Source organism: Leptospira ainlahdjerensis (genome assembly GCF_016919175.1).
Lineage (GTDB): Bacteria > Spirochaetota > Leptospiria > Leptospirales > Leptospiraceae > Leptospira > Leptospira ainlahdjerensis.
In genome coordinates this window covers 15,937-35,934 of sequence record NZ_JAFFPU010000063.1, presented here as the reverse complement: position 1 = coordinate 35,934, position 19,998 = coordinate 15,937, and the positions used below count along the sequence as shown (strand labels likewise).

At 43.3% G+C, this 19,998-nt stretch carries 12 protein-coding genes; 1 reads left to right on the top strand and 11 read right to left on the bottom strand.

The window, feature by feature from the left end; all coding sequences use genetic code 11:
• Positions 1–141: 141 nt before the first annotated feature.
• Positions 142–1,047 carry an EAL domain-containing protein gene (locus JWG45_RS15745; protein WP_205280597.1) on the bottom strand — a complete coding sequence of 302 codons (906 nt, stop codon included), beginning with the start codon at positions 1,045–1,047 and terminating at the stop codon, positions 142–144.
• 218 nt (positions 1,048–1,265) lie between these two features.
• Here JWG45_RS15745 and JWG45_RS15740 point away from each other — a divergent pair, with 218 nt between their 5' ends.
• Positions 1,266–2,015 (top strand): hypothetical protein, encoded by a 750-nt coding sequence (locus JWG45_RS15740; RefSeq protein WP_205280596.1) that lies wholly within the window; start codon positions 1,266–1,268, stop codon positions 2,013–2,015.
• Between the two features lie 15 nt (positions 2,016–2,030).
• Here JWG45_RS15740 and JWG45_RS15735 read toward each other — a convergent pair whose 3' ends face one another.
• The 10 genes from JWG45_RS15735 to JWG45_RS15690 all read right to left on the bottom strand — a co-directional run bounded on the left by JWG45_RS15735 (position 2,031) and on the right by JWG45_RS15690 (position 19,996).
• Positions 2,031–2,714 carry a response regulator gene (locus tag JWG45_RS15735; protein ID WP_205280595.1) on the bottom strand — a complete coding sequence of 228 codons (684 nt, stop codon included), beginning with the start codon at positions 2,712–2,714 and terminating at the stop codon, positions 2,031–2,033.
• Positions 2,715–2,718: 4 nt separating this feature from the next.
• Positions 2,719–5,346: a sensor histidine kinase gene (locus JWG45_RS15730; protein WP_205280594.1), complete on the bottom strand. Its 2,628-nt coding sequence runs from the start codon at positions 5,344–5,346 to the stop codon at positions 2,719–2,721.
• Positions 5,343–5,927 (bottom strand): potassium-transporting ATPase subunit KdpC, encoded by a 585-nt coding sequence (kdpC, locus tag JWG45_RS15725; RefSeq protein WP_205280593.1) that lies wholly within the window; start codon positions 5,925–5,927, stop codon positions 5,343–5,345. The genes JWG45_RS15730 and kdpC overlap by 4 nt, the downstream gene beginning before the upstream one ends.
• 10 nt (positions 5,928–5,937) lie before the next feature.
• Positions 5,938–8,022, bottom strand: a complete 2,085-nt coding sequence (kdpB, locus tag JWG45_RS15720) for a potassium-transporting ATPase subunit KdpB (RefSeq protein ID WP_205280592.1) — start codon at positions 8,020–8,022, stop codon at positions 5,938–5,940.
• 9 nt (positions 8,023–8,031) lie between these two features.
• The gene (kdpA, locus tag JWG45_RS15715; RefSeq protein ID WP_205280591.1) at positions 8,032–9,705 is read right to left on the bottom strand and encodes a potassium-transporting ATPase subunit KdpA; all 1,674 of its coding nucleotides are present in this window, start codon (positions 9,703–9,705) and stop codon (positions 8,032–8,034) included.
• Positions 9,706–9,714: 9 nt separating this feature from the next.
• Positions 9,715–9,804, bottom strand: coding sequence for a potassium-transporting ATPase subunit F (locus tag JWG45_RS15710; RefSeq protein WP_205280590.1), 90 nt, complete (start codon positions 9,802–9,804; stop codon positions 9,715–9,717).
• A 107-nt stretch (positions 9,805–9,911) separates the two neighbouring features.
• Positions 9,912–15,122: a trifunctional serine/threonine-protein kinase/ATP-binding protein/SpoIIE family protein phosphatase gene (locus tag JWG45_RS15705; protein WP_205280589.1), complete on the bottom strand. Its 5,211-nt coding sequence runs from the start codon at positions 15,120–15,122 to the stop codon at positions 9,912–9,914.
• Positions 15,123–15,187: 65 nt separating this feature from the next.
• Positions 15,188–17,257, bottom strand: a complete 2,070-nt coding sequence (locus JWG45_RS15700) for an NAD(P)-binding protein (RefSeq protein WP_205280588.1) — start codon at positions 17,255–17,257, stop codon at positions 15,188–15,190.
• 58 nt (positions 17,258–17,315) lie between these two features.
• Complete coding sequence (locus tag JWG45_RS15695) at positions 17,316–18,239, bottom strand: hypothetical protein (protein ID WP_205280587.1); 924 nt, start codon at positions 18,237–18,239, stop codon at positions 17,316–17,318.
• 179 nt (positions 18,240–18,418) lie between these two features.
• On the bottom strand, positions 18,419–19,996 hold the full coding sequence (locus JWG45_RS15690) for a hypothetical protein (protein WP_205280586.1): 1,578 nt from the start codon (positions 19,994–19,996) through the stop codon (positions 18,419–18,421).
• Positions 19,997–19,998: the final 2 nt, after the last annotated feature.

The following is a 19,998-nucleotide window of genomic DNA, read 5'->3' as shown; positions in this document are numbered from 1 at the left end:
AATCCGTCAAACTTCGAATTCGATTGTTCAAAGTCTGATCTGTTTTTTTATCGTTCGTGATGAAATAGGAAGGACTTCTTTTTTTTCGGCCTATAACGAGACAAAAAAACGGGATTCGATTTCTAAAAATATTCGAAAAGCTCAGACCGAAATGTTCTTAGTTTGAAAAATATATCCTTGGACGAGAGGGAAACGCATCTCGGAAGCCAAACGAAGGTCTTCAGTCGTTTCGATTCCTTCCAAGATACAAAGAATATTCGAGTCCCTGGCAAAATCAAGAAAACCCCAGAGTAAGTATTTGTATGATTCCTTTGTCTGGATAAGATTCAGCCAGTGTTTATCAAATTTAACAAATTTAGAATATTCCAAAAAATCAAAACAGAAAAGATTTTCTTTTCCGCCTACGTCGTCCAAGGCTAAAGGGATATCCGCTTCAAATAACGTTTTTAAGCAGAAACGTGTATCGGAAATCAGAGTTGAATCCGTATTTTCGATGATTTCACAGACAAGATTTTTGTGTCCGCTCAAAAGTTTGCGCCAATGTTCCGCTTGATTTTCACTTTTGCAAACGTGAGGATCCAGATTTAAAAAAAGCGGTTTGTCCTCGGGACGATTCCGAATTTGAAAACGTTTTAGATTTTTCTCAAATTCAAAAAAGAGCTCTTCCTCGTTGTGTAATTCTTTGAATACAAAGTCAGGAGGGATATATTTACCGTCTATTTTAAAACGAGCCAGAGCTTCGTATGCGAAAATTTGCCCCGTTTCGAGTGAAAGGATCGGCTGGTATTCGGTATGAAAATTCTCCCGTTCTAAAATTTCAGATAAGGTTTTTAGTAGGGTTTCCTTTTCTAGTTTTGAGGAGGTGGGATTCGGAAGATAAGGATTCGTACCTGAATTTTCGTTTAACAGTTCGCTTAGAACGTCTTTTGCAAGCGCTCGCTCCGGATTAAAAAAGAAAAGATTTTGAAATACTCTTTGATCTAAAACGGAAGCAGATTCGAATCCCAATAAATCAGTGTTAGGCGCGGATTTGAAAATTCCTTTCATACAAAACCTCATTTTCCCAATTTAGGAAAGTTTCTAAAAAAGTCAAGATAAATGAGAATAGGACTCAATATCATAAAATATTTTAAACCTTCACCAAAAGCCGATTTGAGCAAGTTTAGATTTTTGAAAACGTCACCTCGTAGATCCGTTCGTTCTACCTTGGTTCTTTTTCCAATTTACGCATTCGGATAGGAAATAAATTGTCTTACAGGATCTCTATGAAATTCAATCCTCTAACTTCGAACTTCTTCGCACTTTTTTTGTTCGTATTTTTTATCCTGTTCTTTCCTGAGCCCCTTCGTCCGAAAGAATCTGATTCTTATTGGATCGGAAATCAAAACGACCTAAGGACACAAAAGACTTTTTATATCGGAGGTTTTGGCATCAACGAGCTTTCTTGGTTTCAAGCTGGTTATAATCTCGGTGAAAGATTCTCGGTTTCCTTCTTGGCTCATCAAAGACGTCGTGCTGATCATTTTGATTTGGACCAAACCGGATATCAACCCGGTGCGGTCGCATTCTCCTTACAAAACAAGGACTTCGTTCAAAATCAGTATTCGATCGCACTCGAGTGGTTTCCGTTTACGATTCCTTACTATTTTAGCGTCGGCGTTGGTCAGGAGTTTTATTTTCAAAGGGATCGTAAGAGTGAATTTTGGGTTTACTCCGATGCGAGCGTCGACGGTAAAACCTGGCAGTATTCCATCTCAAATAAAAGAACCTTTCTCGCTCCTGGCGCTGGTCTACGTTATGTGTTCTCTTCGGGGATTTTTTTGAACGGCGGTTTTAGCGTTTTACTTTTTGCAAACAACTCGGCCCATGTTCAGAGGGAAGAGATCGGTTTTTTTAACCAAAAACCGGATCCGGCGACTCTCGAAAGAATCTGGAAAGACGGAAAGGAAAAAGAATTGGATCGTGCAAAAGGGATCGGGATCCAACTTTTTTTATCCGCGGGGATTTCGTTTTAATACGATTTATTTTAATCAGAAGTTGACGACGAGCCTGTATCCGACTCCGGGTTCCGTTAAAAGTACTTCAGGATTGGACGGATCCGATTCGATTTTTTTTCTAAGACTTGCTACGTGTACTCTCAAGGGTCCGGATTCGTTTTTTGCCAAAGGGCCCCAGATATGACGAATGATTTGTTCCTGAGTTAATACTTTGCCGGCGTGTTGAATCAATAGGGAAAGGAATGAAAATTCGATCGGAGTCAGATGGATCGTCGCACCCGAAACCTGGACGATTCTTCCCGCTAAATCCACGTATAAATTTCCGGAAATAAAAATTGGGGATCCAGGTTCTTGCGTTTTGTTACGAAGCGCCACTCGGATTCTTGCGAGAAGTTCCCCCATACTAAACGGTTTTGTAATGTAGTCGTCGGCGCCTGCATCCAAGAGGGTGATTTTTTCGGGATCGGAAGATAACACGGATAAGACGATGACGGGCGTTTCACTCCAGGTTCTGATTTCTCTCAGAACATCGATTCCGTTTCCGTCCGGAAATTGAAGGTCCAAAAGAATGACATCGGGAGATTCTCCGGCAGCTTTTAGAATCGTTTCTCGAACGGTGCCTGCTTCTATCACGTCATAGTGCGAAGCCGTGAGGCTGATCCGAATCATTTTTCGAATTCGATCGTCGTCGTCCGCAACGAGAATTTTAGAGTTCATAGGTTCAAACCGGCTTTATAGGAATGTCGATACAAAATCTTGCGCCGCCTTCTTTCTTATTTTCAGCAATCAAAGTTCCTTGGTGAGTTTCCACGATCGACTTGCTGATAGAAAGACCGAGTCCGCTGCCTACGTGGTTGCGGTTCTTACTTCTATAAAACTTTTCAAAGATTTTTTCAAGATCTTCTTCGGCGATCCCTGGGCCGTTGTCTTCCACGATATAACGGATCCTTTCTTTTCCGCAGATCAATTCGATCGAGATCGGAGAACCTTCCGCGGAAATTTGGACCGCGTTGAATACGATGTTAAAAAGGGCCTGCTCCATCAAAGTAAAATCCATCCAAACCGGAATCGGATTTTCAGGAATATGAATCACACAACGGCTGTTTTTGACGGTTTGTCTGAGTCTCCTTACTACGACGTGAATCAGATCCGAAGGATCGTGCCAGTCTTGTCTGAGTTTTAGAAACCCGGATTCAAAACGGCTCATGTCCAAAAGGTTGCCCAAAAGCAGATTGAGAATCATACTACTTTCATTGATTTCGTTTAACAATTCTTTGCGTGCCACGGCGGAATTGTCGATTTCCGGCTCTAAAAGCGCGGTCACCGCACCTCGTATCGTAGCGAGCGGGGTTTTTAATTCGTGAGAAAGAGAATTAAAGATGATCGTATAGAGTCTTTCGGATTGATTTGCGAGATATCTGGTTCTTGTCTCTTCGGATAACAATTCCCTTTCTAGTGCGAGGGCTATCTGATTTCCCATCGTCAGCAGAAAGTTTTCCTGATCCAGATTGAGTCTTTCGTCTAGGATGATTCCGAGTACGCCGATGATTTTTCCGGGAGCGACCATCGGAAAGTAGGTCCCGAGGGACATCGAAAGAGTATCCGAATGTTTTCCCGCGCTCGTTTTGTTTTTATATACCCAGTTTGCGACTGCTGTTTCTTTCGAATCCGGGATAAAGTTTCCTGCTCTGAGCGAATTTGAATCAATGGTGCCCTGATTCTCCAAAAGAATCGTTACGTCGGTTTGAAATACTTTTTTAAGATGTTCGGCCCCGATCTCTGAGATCTGACGAATCTCCCTCGCGTGTCCCAATTCTTTAGAAAGCTCGTATAACGTAGCCAAACGTAACTCCCGATTTACGAGAACCTTTTCTTTTTGTCTCAATCTGGAAGTGACGTTTCCGATGATGATCGAAATAAAAAGAAAGGAACCGAACATCAGAATGTCTTCCAGCTTTTCTATAAAGAACGTGTATTTGGGCGGAATGAATAAAAAATCCCAGAAGACTCCGGAAAGAAGACCCGCAAGAATCGTGGGGCCCTTTGAGAAAAAAGAACCGATACCCGAAACGAAAAAAAGATAAAGAAACGAGATACTCCAATATCCGGTAATCGGTTCTAAAAAAAGGCTTAGGCTCGTCGCCAAAAGAATCAAAGCAACCGAGGCAACGTATTGTTTGCCTCCGGAAGAGGTCCTTAAAAAACGACTGAGAATCGATTCCTCACCTGAAAACAAAGTGTGATCGTAAGGAACCAGACATAACTCAAAGTTAGCCGTAATCCTTGCTAGTTTTGAAGCCGGAGAGTTCCATTTTTTCCACCAAGACATCGGCGGTTTTCCGAGAACAACGCGGGTGATGTTTTTTTGTTCCGCGATTCGAAGGATCGCTTCCACGGGATCTTCATCGGCGGAATATAATATTTCAGATCCAAGTTCTCTTGCAAAACTCAGATTTTTTTCAAGCTGATTGATGTTCTCTTTGGAAAGATTCTCCCTAGTCTGATTGTATAATGAATACAATTCCCCGTTTCTTTCGTAGGCGAGACGTTTCGCATAACGTAACAAAGAATAAGAATTCGGACTCGCGCTGATCGCAACAAGAATTCTTTCCCTAAACCTTTTAGTATCCGGAGAAGTGTTTACGTGTCTTGCGGTGTAGTTTAACGCTGTTTCTCGAAGGAACGAAAGATTCTCCTTTTTAAAAAAATGATCACCGGCAAAATTCGCTTTTTCGGGGACGTAGACTTTTCCTTCCTGCAAACGTTTGCGTAGATCGTCGGGAGACAGGTCGATCAAAAGAATTTCATCCGCGACATCCAAAACTGAATCCGGGATCGTTTCCCGGATCTTAACCGAAGTGGTCTTTTCAACGGCTTCGACTTGGCTTTCCAAATGTTGAACGTTTAGAGTCGTGAAAACGTCTATGTTGTGTTTTAGAATTTCGATCACATCTTGGTATCTTTTTATATGCCGGCTTCCCGGAATGTTTGTGTGTGCAAACTCGTCGACTAAAACGACTTCGGGTTTTCTTTTGAGAATGGCGTCTATGTCCATCTCTTCGAACGGAATTCCCCTGTGTTCGATGACTTTACGGGGAAGAATTTCTAGTCCTTCCAAAAGTTCTTCAGTTTCTTTTCTGCCGTGTGTTTCGATATAACCTACTACGACGTCCACACCTTCTTTTTTAAGAGCACGCGCGGCGTTTAACATCGCGTAAGTTTTTCCAACCCCGGCGACCATTCCAAAAAAAATCTTTAGTTTTCCGGAAGAGGACTTTTGTTCCTCCGCTTGAATCTTTCGAAGGAGTTCGTCCGGGTCCAAACGGGATTTATCTTTCCATTCCGTCATGGACCGATTTTTCCAAATTTAGAATTCAGATTCAAGTTCAATCTTAAGACGTTGATGCGTTTCTCTCCTATAAACCCGAAAGAAGGTTTTTCGATCGATTTCTCTATCAGTTTTTTTAAATCTTCAGTTTGATCAACGTCGAGTTTTCTTGCGATCGCAACCCTTTGCATTTGAAAATAGGCGCCTGCGGGACTTATATGCGGGTCGAGTCCTGATGCGGAGGCGAATAGAAGATCGGGGGGAACGATCGTCTGATCGGGGTGTTTTTTAAGTAGGAATTGTTTTTTTTCTTCGATTCTTATCTTTAACGCGGCGCTTGTAGGGCCCGCGTTAGACGCGCTCGAAGGAATCGTTCCGAAATTTCCCGCCGATGGTCTGGGCCAAAAGTATTCATCTTTTGTAAAGTTCTGAGCGAGGAGGGCGGATCCAATCACTCTTTCGTTTTCAAAGATCAAACTACCGTTCGCTTGAAAAGGAAACAATCTTTCCGAAAATCCGGTGACGATAAGCGGATATAGAACCCCGGTGATCAATGTCAGAAATAACAGGGTTCTGATCGCCGTAAATGCAGTGTTTAACATAAATTTTTCCTTAATTAAGTCCCAATAAAACCAAGATCCAGTCGATCGTTTTGATTCCGAGAAACGGAGTCGCAATTCCTCCTAAGCCGAAGATCAGAAGGTTTCTTTTGAGAATGGTGTTGGCGCCTAACGGTTTGTAGGCGACTCCTTTGAGGGCGAGGGGAATCAGAGCCGGAATCACGAGCGCGTTAAAAATCACTGCGCTCAAAACCGCGCTCTTTTGCGAACTCAATTGCATAAGATTGAGAATCGAAAGTGGTCCGTTTGACGGATCCGAGGTTGCATAGAATGTTCCGAACAAAGCCGGAAGAATCGCGAAATACTTCGCAACGTCGTTTGCGATACTGAAGGTCGTGAGCGCGCCTCTTGTCATCAGAAGCTGTTTGCCGATCTCGACGATCTCGATAAGCTTACTCGGATTGCTGTCGAGATCGATCATGTTTCCCGCTTCTCTCGCTGTCTGAGTTCCCGTGTTCATCGCCACTCCAACGTCCGACTGCGCAAGCGCAGGTGCGTCGTTGGTTCCGTCCCCGATCATCGCAACGAGATAACCCTTTGCCTGTTGTTCCCTGATTCTTTTGAGTTTGGTTTCCGGCGTGGCTTCGGCGAGAAAGTCGTCGACTCCCGCTTCTGCGGCTATCGCTGCCGCGGTCAGTTGGTTGTCTCCAGTTATCATAACGGTGCGGATCCCCATCTTTCGAAGACTCGCAAATCTTTCTTTCAAACCGCCTTTGACGATGTCCTTTAATTCGATTACGCCCAGGAGTTTGTTGTCTTCCGCGACCAAGATCGGAGTGCTTCCTCTTTGGGAAATTCTTTGAATTGTATCCTCCATATCGGAAGGAATTTTTTGACTGAAGTTATAAAGATAGGTTTTGATCGCGTCACCCGCACCTTTGCGAATTCTTCTGATCACCTTACCTTCCTTTTTGAGATCTACTCCGCTCATCTTTGTGGAAGCGCTGAATGGAATGAACTCACCTTCCATTTCGGAAAGATTCCGTTCTCGGATTCCGAATTTCTCTTTTGCTAATACGACAATGGATCGTCCTTCCGGAGTTTCATCCGCCAAGGAGGAGAGTTGTGCAACGTCGGCGAGATATTTTTCTTCCACACCGTGTGCAGGGTAGAATGCTCTGGCCTCTCTGTTGCCTAACGTGATCGTTCCCGTTTTATCCAAAAGAAGAATGTCGATATCCCCCGCGGCTTCGATTGCCTTTCCGCTTTTAGAGATAACGTTAAAACGAATGAGACGTTCCATACCGGAGATACCGATTGCAGAAAGTAATCCCGCGATCGTAGTCGGGATTAAACAGACTAAAAGTGAGATCAAAACAGGAATTGAGAGATCGGCTTTTTGGCCGCCTTCTTCGGCTACAAACTCGGCGAAGAAGGGAAGGCTGATGACGGCGATCAAAAACACGAAGGATAAACCGGAAAGAAGCATCGTAAGTGCGATTTCGTTCGGAGTTTTCTGACGTTTAGCTCCTTCGACGAGCGCGATCATCTTATCTAAAAACGTGTTCCCTTGTTCCGCGGTGATGCAAACCGTTATCTTGTCGCTTAATACTCTGGTCCCGCCGGTGACGGCGCTTCTGTCTCCGCCGCTTTCCCTCACGACAGGAGCGGATTCTCCGGTGATCGCGGACTCGTCAACGCTTGCGATTCCTTCGGTGATCTCTCCGTCTCCGGGAATCAAATCGCCCGGCTCGCATAACACGCGATCGCCGATCTTCAAAGAGGTTGCCGGAACGAGTTGAATTTTTCCGTCTACGATTTTTTTCGCGACAATATTCGTTCTGGTCTTTTTGAGGCTATCCGTTCTTGCCTTTCCGCGGCCTTCCGCGATCGCCTCGGCGAAATTGGCAAAAAGGACCGTGAACCATAACCAAAGCCCGATCTGAAGATTGAAGGAAGAATAGGCTCCTGCGCTCAGGTCTTTGAAGAAGATCCAAGTTGTAAACAGCGCTCCTAAGAATACGATGAACATCACCGGATTTTTAGCTTGAGCCCGAAAGCTCAATTTTCTAAAAGAATTGATAGACGCTTCCTTTAAAACGCCCGATTCGAAAAAAACTTTTGATTTACGACTCATTTGTTCTCCTTAAAAAGTTCGGCCTTGAAGCATTAGAAAATGCTCAAGTATCGGACCGATCGTAAGTGCCGGAAAAAAAGTAAGAGCTCCGACGATAATGATGACGGATAAAAGAAGAATAAAGAAGGTTCCACCCTCCGTCGAAAAAGAACCCTCCGATACGATTTCGGATCTTTTTTTTACGGCGGCGCTTCCAGAGATCGCAAGGATGGGAAGAATCACTCCGAACCTTCCGATTAACATCGCAATTCCCAACATAGAATTGTAAAACGGAGTATCGGCACCTAGTCCTGCGAAGGCGCTTCCGTTATTTCCGGCTCCAGATGAGAACGCGTAGAGAATTTCGGAAAGACCATGTGGTCCTCGGTTTCCCAAAGAAGACAAACCTTGAGGAAGGCCGCTTGCGACCGCAGTAAAAAGAAGAATTACGGTGGAGGGTAATAGGATTCCGAGTAAGGACATTTGGATTTCCCTTTTTTCGATTTTTTTTCCTAAATATTCCGGGCTTCTTCCCACCATGATCCCGCTCAAAAATACAGTGAGCAGAATGAATAAAACCATCCCGTACATTCCGGCGCCTACTCCCCCGAAGATCACTTCTCCGAGTTGAATATTCAACATTCCTATCATACCGCCGATCGGAGAAAAACTATCGTGCATCGAGTTGACGGAGCCGTTAGACGCCACTGTGGTGGCAACTTCCCAAACGGCGCTGTTTAAAATTCCGAACCGTGTTTCCTTTCCTTCCCAAAAACCGAATGTCCCGGAAATGGGATTAAAAGAGGATTCCGCAATCCAGACGGAGATCACTCCGAAACAAAAGACGGTGAACATAACGCTGAAAATAACCCAAGCGTGTTTCATGTTTCCGATGATTCTTCCGTATAAAAAAACGCAGGCTCCGGGAAGCAAAAGGATCGAAAACATCTGAATAAAATTAGAAATCGGAGTTGGGTTTTCGAAAGGATGGGCGCTGTTCACACCGAAAAAACCGCCTCCGTTTGTTCCGAGTTGTTTGATTGCGATCTGAGCCGCCGCCGGACCCATAGGAATGATTTGTGTTTCTCCTTCCAATGTGATTGCGGTCACGTAATTCGAAAAGTTTTGGATTACTCCGGAACCTGCTAAAGTCAAGGCCAGAATCAAGGATAAAGGGATAAGGACGTATAACGTGCCTCGGATTAAGTCTCTCCAGAAATTTCCGATTCCAGGGTTTGAATGCGAGGAAAGCCCCCGGGCTAAAGCTAATAAAACACAAAGGCCGGTAGACGCGCTTACGAAGTTTTGGGTTGTAAGGCCGATAAATTGCGAAAAGTAGCTCAAAGCCGCTTCTCCGGAATAAGCCTGCCAGTTGGTATTCGTCGTAAAGCTTATTGCCGTATTGAAAGCGAGAAAGGGGTTTAGTCCCTGCAAATTGCCCGGATTGAGGGGAAGAATATTCTGAAAAATTAATATTCCGAACAGAACCAAAAAGCCGAACAAATTGAAAAAAAGGAGTGAAGCCGCGTATTCTTTCCATTCCATATTTTTTTGGGGATCGATTCCGCAGATTTTATACAAGCCGGCTTCTATTTTGAAAGTTGTCGATGAATCGAATACTTGATAGAGATACGCTCCGACTAAAGGCGAAAAAATTACGATCGAAAATAGAAAGATCGAAAGTTGGATCCAATCAGTAGCCATAAACTCTCCTTAGAATTTTTCGGGTTTGAAGATCGAGAACACGAGATAGACAAGACAGATCGCACTTAGAGAAAGTGCAATGGTTGTTTCCAAATTCATAATATTATTTTCCTAAATTCCTCTATCTAAAGTAAATCACGACCGAAGTTTCGAGTCAAGATCTGTCAGGTTAAGCCGGAGAAAAGGAGATTAAGAAGTTGTTAAGTTTATAAAACTTCAACGGAAAGGAAGGTGATATCGTCTTGGGTTTTTTGTCCCGAAAGAAAGGCTTCTAAATCGCTGAATATGGATTTTACGAGATCTGGAACCGATTTGGAGGATTCCTTGAGTATCGAATCGAGTAGCCGTTCTTCTCCGAATTCCTCTTCGAAAGCGTTGAACTCCTCTACGATTCCGTCCGAAAAGAAAAACATCTTATCGCCCTTTGCTATTTCCAAAAACTGAGATTGGTATTTAACCTTCTCCGAAATTCCGATGATCGGACCACTTTTGGAAAGCCGAGTGACCGTACTTCCGGTGAGACAGAATTGGTCAGGATGTCCGGCAGCGGAATAAGAGAGTGTTCCTTCCCCCGTGTCCACGTCGGCGATGAGACAACTGAAAAAGGATTTGATCGCGCTGTATTTCGCGATGATTTCTTTGTTCAATTCCGAGATAACTTCTCCCGGAGGTAGATCTAAATATTTCAGACTTTCGTATTCGGATTTGATCAGCATTGTGACTAACGCAGCTTGAACGCCGTGCCCAGTCGCATCAGCGAGGAAAATCCTTATCCTGCCGGGAGCTATTTCAGCGTAATCGTAAATGTCGCCGCCGACTTCGTTCATCGGAATATACTTCGTTAGAATGTAAATTCCGCCTAACGTAGCCTCGGGTTTTGGAAGGATTCGATCCTGAATCTTTTGTGCGTAGAGCAAGTCCTTTTGAATCAATTTAATTGTATTGTTGAGTTCGGAAGTTCTTTCCACGACCTTCTCTTCCAATTCGGCGTAGAGGTTCGCGTTTTCAATCGAGATCGCCGCTTGTCCTGCGATGAGTTCCAGGGTTTGAATCCGATTCTCCGTAAAAATTCCTTTGACGAGCTGGTTCTCGAGATAAAGAACCCCTTTCAGACCGCCCGCGTGAACCAGAGGAATACAAATGACAGATTGAGGCCTTTTTTCTTTGATGTATTGATCCGTAAAATCTTTGATCGAAGACGAATCGAATCCGTTCGTAGAAATCATCTTTCCGGTTCTGAATACGTAGTTGAGATAAGATACGGGATATTGGGTTTCTTCGAGTTCGGGAAGGTTTTCCACTATGATCCCGTCCTCTCCGCTCTGGCCTGCCAAGTAGACCATTAGATTTTTATTATGTAGGTGAAAGTAGATCGCTCGGGTGGCTCCTGCCGTTTCCATTGCGATTTGAATCAATTTTTTCAAAAGATTGTCTAATACGATTTCACCGGAAAGTAAATTATATGTTTTTAATATGATTTCCTGGTCCAGATCGGGAGTCTGATTTTGTATTTTTCTTCCGATCGCCTCGGGAGAAAGGGAAAGATCGAGTCTGTTCGAAAAGCGGTTTTCCAGGTCTTCTACCTTAGTGGCGGCTCCCCATCTGGAATAAAGATCGATGGCGTGCTGGATATAATGATTTCCTAATGAAAAATTTCCGTTTTTGTAATGAAATTTTGCCGCGATTTCGCAGGTAAGCGCCTGAAAGGAAAGAAAACCGGATTCTTGAAAAAGTTTGATGGCTCTTTCGTAACCGGAAATCGTTTCGCCCACCTTGCCTTTGTTTCTATCCCTCTCCGCTTTTAAGAGTTCCAAATGACCCATAAAGTTTTCGGGGCAATCCTTGCTCCAGTTTTCGAAAAGTACAAAAATCTTTTTCAACTTTTTAGAAAACCGAGTTCTGTTGGAAAAAGATAGATCCCTAAAGTTTTCGAGGATGGTAAGTCCGTAATAAAACCAAAATTCCGCGTAGGGGATCAAGCCGAAGGCGTTTTGAATCAACTTCTCGCCTTCTTCTCCCGCTTCCAAACCCTTTTGGAAATTTCCGGAAAAGTAATGTAGTTTCGTTAGATCGTGATAGAAGTAAGAAAGCGCGGTGAAATTTTTATCCTCTAAAATTCCTTTTTCAAATTCCTTACTGTGGAAGTTTTCGTCGTCGAGAGAATCGGGTGATTGTGTCTTTCCCGAAAGAGCCTTTATGAATTGATGGGAACTTTTGGCTATCGTAAAAGCGAAGTTGTCCCGGGACGCAGTGAAGTATTGGTCGGCGTTTGCGATGTCGTTTAACAATTCTTCGATAGGAAAGGATGCGAATATCTTTTTTTGAGTTTTGGCCTGCATACTGAAGCCTGCGTAAAAAATATCCCCGTTTTGCAACGCTCCGTTATGTACGTCGTCAAGGAGGCTGATGTCCAGAGTTATATGTCTTTTCCAGTGGCAAAGATAGGCGGAATAAACATACTGAACTTTCCATTTTACCAAATCGAAAGGAATTTTGTCGTTTAGGTCCATCGCCAGTTTAGAATAACGAATCGCCTGATCTAAGTCCTTTAATGCTTGGTTTACGATCATGCCGTAGCCGCTGTAGGCGATCGGACTGCTTCTGGAAACCCCTTTTGTCAAAGAAGTATTAAACATTTTTAATACAATCAGAGCGAATAGATTTTGATTATACGTGAACGCCGACGGTCCTAAGTCCGCGAAGAGGTCGATAAGAGCTTGGTATTCAGGTTCTCCGTTTTCCCTGACGTGGACGAGTTCGATATCGTTCTTTCCTTTGGAAAGAATCAGAGAAAGCAGAAGCTCCTTGAAAAGAACGAGTGTGACCCTGAACGGAGAGGAAGGAATGTTGATTTTAAAACGCCTCATCGCTCTAAGACCGGCGAGCACCGCATTCTCCACTTTATTCATTTTGGAATAGAGCCTTACCTGAATTGCATCAGCCCGGATATGCTGAAGATCGGGAAGATTCATATTTTCTAATGATTCTAAAAGTTGCATCGTCCGTTCGTAGTTGTTCAGAAGATATTCTGTTTCGGCCGTTTCCAGAATGACGTTGGAATACAACTCCAAGTCGCCGATCATCGCCGCCTGATCCAGAGAGCCCATAGCGAAATTTAGATATAGAAGGGAGCTTTCGTAAGAGCCGGAATTCTTTGCCTGCAAACCTGCTTTGTAGTTGAGGATGGTTAGTTTTTTTCTAAGAGTATTCTCTTCTATGATCTCCTGAGACTGATTGAGATGATTCGTAATTTGAAAAAGGACCCTGTTTTTAGGATCGGGTCCATGCAGGTTTAGAAGTGCGATGCCAACCTTTTTGTGAAACTCTTTCCGTTTAGATTCTTCCAATAGGCTGTAGGCGGCTTGTTGGACACGGTCGTGTGAAAAACCAAACGCCTGTTCGGCGGAAATATTCTCCTCAAAAAGGGAATGGTCTTGGCTGTGGGAGGGCGCTAAAAGTCCCTCTCTTACGGCTTCCCATAGGATTTGATTGAGCTTTCCGGCGTCAAAAAAATGTAATTTAGAAATAAATCCCGAAGTAAACCTCTCGCCGAGACAGGAGCAAACTCCGAGAAGTTCCTGAACGCCGGGGGAGAGATCTCTGATCCTTTGACAAAGAAGATTGATAACGTTATCCGCAACCGGAAGTTGAAGCGCTTTTTCAGTGTCCCATTTCCAGAGTTTTGTTTCGAACTGATAGGAAATTGAGTTCGTTTTTTCGGAAGTTCTGAGTAACTGAACCACCGCGAACGGGTTTCCCAGAGTTTTTTTGTGGAGGATCGAAGATACAATTCTGATTTCTTCGACGGGGGCGGGGGCCAGATCCTGCAAAAGACGATAGATACTTTCTTCGTCCAAAGGATGGACCGTGATGAGGTTCTTCTGAACCTTGTTACTTTCTAAAGATTCCAATATTTTCGAGAATGTATTACTTTTCTCCGCTGCTTCCGGACGGTAGGATAGAATACATAAGAAATTCTTAATCTTTGAATAGATTAAAAACGTTTCTATCAGTTTTAAACTCGCGGGATCTGCCCACTGAAGATCGTCCATATAAAGGACGAGGGGGCGGCTCATTTCGGAAATCGCTCTTATAAAGTTTCTAAGGGTAAAGTAGAATCGGTTTCTATTTTCATCCGGAGGTAGTTCCGCTAATTCGGGTTGAGGTCCGATGATAAATTCCAATTCTGGAATTTGATTCAATAGTATTTTACCGTTCGCCCCGGTGTACTGCTGTATAAGTTTTTTGAATTCTTTAATGTCCTTTTCGGGTTTTGATAAAAAGATCGAAACAAGATCCCTAAGAGAATGGATCAATCCTCCGAAGGGAACCGAAGTTTCATATTGATCGAATTTTCCCTGAACTACGATTCCGCCCCTTTCGGAAATACTTTTCAGAAAGGATTTCGCCAAAGCCGATTTTCCCGATCCGGATTCTCCGGTGATTAAAACCAACCCCGTTTCGCCTCTGAATACCTTATCCAGAGAAGATTCTAAAACCCCTTTCTCGCGATCCCTTCCATAGAGCGCGGAAGGATCGAAAGTCAGTTCCGGTATATCCCTAGTCCCCGGGATAAAAACCGTTTCGTTATTTTTATCCTCGAATTCTTTGAGGGAAAGTTCCAAATCGTATATCAATCCGTTAACGGACGCATAACGTTGTTCCGGATCTTTTTCCAAGAGTTTTGCAATGATAAGCGAAATGGAAACGGGGAGGTCGTCCCGAAGGGTGTGAACCAGAGCCGGCTTTCTTGCCAAATGCGCGTGCAAAATTTCGTTTCTGTCCTTTGAAACAAAAGGTAACATTCCGGTTATCATCTGATAATAGATGATTCCCAAAGAATAAAAATCGGTTCGGAGATCCAAAACGCGAGAAAGTCTTCCTGATAATTCCGGAGGAAGATAGGATAGAATTTCAACGGAAAGATCCGGTGTAATGGAGGGTGACGTGTCTTTTCCTGAAAAGGTCGCGGATGAAAAGTCGGTGATTCTCGCTAATCCGGTCTCGGGTTGGATCCAAATATTTCCAGGCCGTAAGGCTTGGTGCAAAATTCTCTTTTCATGAATTTCTTTAAGCGCTAAAGATATACTCATGGCAATCTCAAAAAATCTTTCTACAGAATTAACACCATTTGGATACATTCTAGAAAGAGGCACTGATCCGTTGTCCTCGATAACGAGTACCGGAAGGTCTTCGTGCCGGATTAATTCGAGGGAGTTTTGGATTCTTGGTCCTTTCGCAAAACTGGAAATTCTAAAATCGTGATGAATCTTCTGAATATCTTTACGTGAAGGATTCTTCTGGCGAAGAATTTTGAGAAGAACGTGCTTCCCCGATCTTTGATCCAGAGATCTGTATATCAGAAACTGATGATCAATGGAAAAGGATTCGAAGGTTTCAAAGCCGGGGAGTTCCATCCTGGAAGAACTGTGATATTCTCCCTAGGATTAAAATCAAAAAGAAAAAAATTGATTTTAGAAAATCAGAGGAAACATTTCGCCGCTTCGATTCCGCTCACAACGGTGCTTTCCACACAACCTGCGTTTAAGATCGGATTTTGTATCCAGTCTCCAGTGATGACAAGATTGGAATAACCGTTGTTTCCGGCCGGAAGTCTATATTTCGTCGATCCTTTCGCCGATAAGACATATCTTTCCGTGGGTTGAATGTTTAAACGGACAAACTGGCCTTCGACTCTAGTTACTCCGCTTTTCTCCTCTTTATCCAAAAGAAGGTTCCAGTCGAATCCACCTCTGGCGCCCGTTGCCGTCGCCGCCGGCCAAAGCGTGCTAACGTCTTGGTTTAAAAAACTCGCAACTCTTTCCCTTAACTTTTTCATCTCCGCCTCAATGTCAGGGTTTGCAAGAGGATTTTTCGGCGCTGTTCCCGGAGGAGAAGGTCCGCAGAAGTAGGCGATGTGATTCGGAGTCATTGAGTCCGGCCAAGATTCTCGATTGATGAGATGGCTCATGTCGCACCAGGTATCGAAGGGTTCGACAAAAGAACCCAGGATCGGAGGTTCATTCTTCCAATACTTCCAGCCTAAACCGGCCGTGTCCGGAAACATCCACAGTTGAAACGCGTCCGTCAAACAAGTTTCGATCGTTTCGGTCATCATCTTCCACTGCGAATTTGTTTTTAGGATTTGAGGACATAAGAATGGAATAGCCCCGATCGAAATTCCGAAGACGATTCGATCATAGTCTTTTCCGTATTCTAAAACTATTTCCTCCCTGTCTTTCCAATCTGACCAATAGTTTTCGAGATCTACATTCTCTTTTTTTAATATTTCTCCTTCTACGATTTGATCGTAGAGAGGTTCCGAAGGCCAGCAGCCAAGACCTTTAACATCGATTAGCGGGGAATATTCTCCGGTTTTTAAGGTTACTTGTCTTCCGATTCGAATACTTTGAATGTTCTCTTTTCCGTCCGAGGATCCCGGAACCAACTCCCGAACCCTATGGAAGAATTTGATCTTTACGCCTTTTTGTTTTAGAATCTCGTAAAGTGGAGTCATGATCGTATCTCCCATGCCCGCCTGCATTCTATAAGCGACTGCACCCTTGTATGTGAAGACCATTCGAAGAGCCCCTTTGAGCGCTGTTCCGGCGGCGAAGGTGTATTGATTCACTCCTCCAAAGACAAGGCCGTAGATTGCCTGGACGATGGCGGAGTTGATCGTGAGTTCGCTCGCGCCGTGATGTCTCAGCCATTCTCTATAGTCGTAGTCGTCGATACTCTCGAAACCTTTTTCAAAAAGACGATCCTCGATCATACCTTTGATGTTCGTAAGAGAAAAATCGACCATGATCCAGAAACGTCTCGCCTCGGTATCGGATTCGATTTTTTTCTCGACCTTTGCCCAAAGGGTTTTTATAAAGAGGTCGAGAATTTTTAGGAATCGATCCTTTGGAAAATCGCCGCTGAGTTTATCCAGAAGCGTTTTTAAAACCAGGATCGTTTTGCCGATCATGTCGAGTCCTATGTCTTCGATCGTTTCTTCGAACCATTCTAAGATCTGACTCCAGATCCCGTTTTTGTTCTCGTCTTCTTTTTCAGGAAAGATCGTGTCGGCGTTTTCGTTATAATATTCACGAAGGAAGTTTAGAATCAGGGACGGATAGGTTGTCGGATCCGGAAGATCCACACTGTCGCCCGGGACTTGATCGTTCATCGGGAACTCGATGGGCCAAGGAACGTAACCTTCATTCACCTTTTCTTCCAGGACAAAGTAGTTTGCGGGTTTAAAGGCTTCTTCCCAGGTGGCCAAAGGTTGGGTGAGAGGTCTTCCCGCTTCTTGGTAACATTTTCGGATGAGCTGAAACGCGTGGTCGTAGAAACCGAACCAGATATGAAGACCGTGTTCTTCGATCCGATTGTAGATTTTCTGATTTCTTCCGCTTGCTCCTTTCCCTCCGAGTCTCCAACCCATGTGATACAAAGTAAGATCGTATTTTTGATCCCAACCCGGTTTTGAGGTGATTTCGTAGGCGGTCACGAGTGAACTCAAACCTCCTCCTAAAATGACTACTTTTTCCTTTTTGTCTGCCATCTTTCTACCTAACTTATTTGAAATGTTAATATATTATATTTAGAATATTCTTAAAAAATTATGTATTTTTATGAATAATCTTTCCCGGAGAAAAATCGAAATCGAAATCGCACCAGATTCCGAATTGGACCGGAACTGAGGTCCCTTTGAGACCGAAGTCGGTGATAAAAGGAAAATACGGATTGTCCAGAAGATCTAAGACGTAATTGCCTTCTAAAAGTCCTCCTTTGCGAAAATGGGTTACGTTGCTGCTCGCTTCCACAATCGCCTGGTAACACGCCAGGGTCGGGTCAGCGGCGTCCCTGAATTGTTTTAGGAAGACCATTCCCAATTCGGGAGAGAATAAGAAGTCCAATAGGTTGACGACGAGTCCCATGCCGGGGATTGCGATCTTGGAAGGATCTCCAAAAAGAATTTCCGCAAACTTACTTCCGATCTTTGAAAAGTCGTCATAGGATTCTTTTTTTTGGGAACCGCCCGGAGGACAGGTAAGAGTGAACATTCTTTGGGATATGGCTTGTCGATCTTTTCCGCGCGGTGTGATCGCATCGACCGAAAAGTATTCCGGAGGAACTTGCAAAGAAGGCATTTGAAAATCGCCGTGGATCTTATGAAACCCATAAATTTCTCTTCCCGTCGCCATTGCAGTAGGAATGTCCACAAAAAGATAAGGTTGATAAAAACGGATTCTCAGAGGATCTTTTGCAAAAAGTGGAATCCAAAACCCGACGTCGGTTTCTTCCACCCAACCGCAATCGTTTCCGGGAACCAGATATTGTTGTTTCGCAAAAACAAGAAATAATTTATCGGTAAATACTGAATAGTGGGCGGAACCGTTGGCAGGACCGTTTAAATCACGATCCACAATCGTTTGAATCGCATTCTGATTTCCTTCTATGCAAAAAGAATAAAATTCCACCTGTTTCATTTGATAGGGAGGAGGTAATTCCTGTTCTCCGCCGCGTATAACGTAGTTTGCCATGAGTTCTCCTGTTTTGATCGGGGTTCATGGTTTCTTAGAAACTTAAAATATTGTAAATAAGAAAATTACGAAAAAATGATGGTTCTTTTGTCTTTGGTTCCGGAGCTCCGGACTTTTGAAACATTCCGAAGTTCTGGGTAGAAGAATGATTAGATTGGCTGAGAACGGTTCAGATTTCTCTACAATGGCTTTCGTCCCGTGAGTTTATGCCAGAGTTCAATCTCTTCGGTTTTCTTTTTCCGAAATTGAATAAACCTTTCCTTTGAATCCGGATTCCATATTAGAATTTCATGTTTCTCGCAGAATATGCTCCGATCCGGTTCTCCGAATTCTTTTTTTAATTTATTTTTATTCAAACCCGGAAGTACGGCGAAGTTATATTCTTCGTTCGGAGTTTTTGTAAACCAATTCCAGGAATTTTGCCAGTATTCAGGATGCAGGTCTTCCAGATAGTTATCGACTCGTAAATCGGTTCGTGAAAAGATTCGGATTCTTCTTGAATCCCAAAAATTGGAAAGTCCTCTTGATAAAAAGTGGATTTTTCGATTTTGATCCAGACAAGAGGTTAGGGAATCTTGATACATTTTCGGTTTTAAATCCCCCCGATAAAAAGAGCATACGACTACGATCAAAAAAAGAAACTCAAGTCCTCGATGGATCCGTTTTGGACCGAAACTTGATAAACGAAAAAGTGCGATGATGAGAAGAGGAATCCAAAAGAAAAGAAACGGCAAGAGATAACGAATCGCAACTCCTTCTTTCTGGAAAATTCCCGAGACTGTTCCCGAAATCAAAATTCCTAAAGAAGAAATGATTACACTTTCGACGAGAAAAATAGACCGTTCCTGAAACGGATCTTCCGTATTTCTTTTACTCTTTGAGAATCGGATGAGAATCCAGAGCGAAAGATAAAGAACGATCAGAGCTCCAAAAGAATAAGGATTGTTTGCTATTTGGTTTTGCAACGTGATCCAAAGAGGAGAAAAAAAGTCTCCCGTAAATTCTCTCTTGTAATAACCAGTGGGAATAAAAATCAGATCCGATTTCGTAAGACTCCTATAAAAATAAACGCCGATCCCGAAAATAAACAGGGATAGAAAAAAAGAATTTCGATCTTCCGGTTCTTTTTTCTTTTTCCATTTTGATCCCAAAAAATACAAACATGGAAATGAAAAATAAAATAAATACAACGGATCGGATGCGATCAAAAGAATCTGAAGGATTCCGAACAAAAACCAAAACTTGTTTCCGCGTTCGTTTTCGGAAAATAAAAGGCCCGCCGAGAGTAGGCAAAAAACGAGCGCTCCTCCGTGGGCGACAAATCCGAAAACCGGAAAAAAATAAGAATCCAGAGAAAAGTAAATTAAAAAAATAGAATATATGATAAGAGTAATTTTTGAAGCGAGAATCTTGTCTTCTGCGGATTCGATTCCGGAGCTCACAAAAAATAAAAGCGCGGCCAGAAGCGTCAGCGCCTGAATAAAAAAAGCGAGGTATAGGCTTACGATTCCGTCCTCTATAAAAAGTTTGATTAGAAAGAAGAACGCAATATCCGGAAAAAAATACGGAGAAGGGGTCAGGCTCCAGCCGAAAAAAGAGCTTCCATCCGTAACGATATCCTGATAGAGAACCGCCGGATAGAGGATATCGGCGTTGAACACGATATCCGAAATTTGCGGTTGATTGTTAAACGAAGTCAGAAAAACAAAAAAGGAAATCGTAACGAGTACGATTTCCTTTTTGAACTTCCCGATCATTC

What these genes read in the sequence shown, in the direction of transcription:
- JWG45_RS15735 (WP_205280595.1), bottom strand. Translation starts at nt 2,714, where the DNA reads ATGAACTCTAAAATTCTCGTTGCGGACGACGACGATCGAATTCGAAAA.
- kdpB (WP_205280592.1), bottom strand. Translation starts at nt 8,022, where the DNA reads ATGAGTCGTAAATCAAAAGTTTTTTTCGAATCGGGCGTTTTAAAGGAA.
- JWG45_RS15745 (WP_205280597.1), bottom strand. Translation starts at nt 1,047, where the DNA reads ATGAAAGGAATTTTCAAATCCGCGCCTAACACTGATTTATTGGGATTC.
- JWG45_RS15730 (WP_205280594.1), bottom strand. Translation starts at nt 5,346, where the DNA reads ATGACGGAATGGAAAGATAAATCCCGTTTGGACCCGGACGAACTCCTT.
- JWG45_RS15695 (WP_205280587.1), bottom strand. Translation starts at nt 18,239, where the DNA reads ATGGCAAACTACGTTATACGCGGCGGAGAACAGGAATTACCTCCTCCC.
- JWG45_RS15700 (WP_205280588.1), bottom strand. Translation starts at nt 17,257, where the DNA reads ATGGCAGACAAAAAGGAAAAAGTAGTCATTTTAGGAGGAGGTTTGAGT.
- kdpC (WP_205280593.1), bottom strand. Translation starts at nt 5,927, where the DNA reads ATGTTAAACACTGCATTTACGGCGATCAGAACCCTGTTATTTCTGACA.
- kdpA (WP_205280591.1), bottom strand. Translation starts at nt 9,705, where the DNA reads ATGGCTACTGATTGGATCCAACTTTCGATCTTTCTATTTTCGATCGTA.
- JWG45_RS15690 (WP_205280586.1), bottom strand. Translation starts at nt 19,996, where the DNA reads ATGATCGGGAAGTTCAAAAAGGAAATCGTACTCGTTACGATTTCCTTT.
- JWG45_RS15705 (WP_205280589.1), bottom strand. Translation starts at nt 15,122, where the DNA reads ATGGAACTCCCCGGCTTTGAAACCTTCGAATCCTTTTCCATTGATCAT.
- JWG45_RS15710 (WP_205280590.1), bottom strand. Translation starts at nt 9,804, where the DNA reads ATGAATTTGGAAACAACCATTGCACTTTCTCTAAGTGCGATCTGTCTT.
- JWG45_RS15740 (WP_205280596.1), top strand. Translation starts at nt 1,266, where the DNA reads ATGAAATTCAATCCTCTAACTTCGAACTTCTTCGCACTTTTTTTGTTC.